This is a genomic window from Streptomyces phytophilus (assembly GCF_013870535.1).
Lineage (GTDB): Bacteria > Actinomycetota > Actinomycetes > Streptomycetales > Streptomycetaceae > Streptomyces > Streptomyces phytophilus.
Genome location: NZ_JACBXC010001704.1, coordinates 1 through 1,050, shown reverse-complemented (window position 1 = coordinate 1,050; position 1,050 = coordinate 1). Strand labels below are relative to the sequence as shown.

At 72.6% G+C, this 1,050-nt stretch carries 2 protein-coding genes; both read left to right on the top strand.

The window, feature by feature from the left end:
- Positions 1–213 precede the first annotated feature (213 nt).
- On the top strand, positions 214–618 hold the full coding sequence (locus H5J30_RS35375) for a globin (RefSeq protein ID WP_181791883.1): 405 nt from the start codon (positions 214–216) through the stop codon (positions 616–618).
- A gap of 132 nt (positions 619–750) precedes the next feature.
- Positions 751–1,050 (top strand): hypothetical protein (locus tag H5J30_RS35370; protein ID WP_181791882.1); only part of this gene is annotated, 300 nt, incomplete at its 3' end.

Below are 1,050 nucleotides of genomic sequence, written 5' to 3'. Positions count from 1 at the left end.
GCCGGGCACGGGTGCCGGTGGCGGGCCTGCACGGATCGTGGACGCCCGCACCTACCCGGAACGCGCGCCGGGGAGACAAACACGCGGGAACCCCCTTCCCAAACCGGTCTAAAACGCCCACAGGGGCCGACTTTCGCCCACCCAGGCCGCGCTGGAGTCCCCCGGGTCCTACGACTTCCGGTCTCGGCCGGGCGGGATGAGACGATGGAGGCGATGACAGATATTCCAGTGGGACCGCCGCCGCCAGGGACGTTCTACGAGCAGGTGGGCGGCGAGGAGACGTTCCGCCGCCTCGTCCACCGGTTCTACGAGGGCGTGGCGGCGGATCCGCTGCTGCGCCCGATGTACCCCGAGGAGGACCTCGGCCCGGCGGAGGAGCGGCTGCGGCTGTTCCTCATGCAGTACTGGGGCGGGCCGCGCACGTACAGCGAGGCGCGCGGCCACCCGCGGCTGCGCATGCGGCACGCGCCGTTCGCGGTGGACCGCGCGGCGCACGACGCCTGGCTGCGCCACATGCGCACGGCGGTGGACGGGTTGGAGCTGCCCCCGGCGCAGGAGAAGCAGCTCTGGGACTACCTCGTGTACGCGGCGGCGTCGATGGTCAACACCCCCGGCTGACCGGCGGATTCCGTTCCGTACCCGCGGGTTGGGGCCGGTCACGATCAGGTCAATTTCCGCCTCCACTCGCTACCGCGTGCGATTGCACTCTGACAGCATCCAGACAATTCGACGGTGGTGTCAGGGGGATGCGTGACGGGGTTCGTTCTGCTGCGGGCACGCGCCCACCGGCTGCTCCTCGCCGCTGCCCTCCTCGCCGTTCTGCTCACCACCGCCGTACTGGCCACGCTCGCCGCCTTCTCCGGCACCGTCGGCGACGCCGCGCTGCGCCGCACGCTGGCGGGTGACGCGGCGGCCGACGCGGCGCTGACCCTGGAGGTCCCGTACCTGTCGGGCGGGGACCGCGCGGCGGCGGGCAAAGCGGTCGAGGCCAACGCGCGCGACGCCTTCGCCGGGCTGCCGGTACGGATCCAGAGCCTGGACCGCTCCGGG

Bases quoted from the DNA above. Each gene is read 5' to 3' on its own strand.
- H5J30_RS35375 (WP_181791883.1), top strand. From the start codon at position 214: ATGACAGATATTCCAGTGGGACCGCCGCCGCCAGGGACGTTCTACGAG.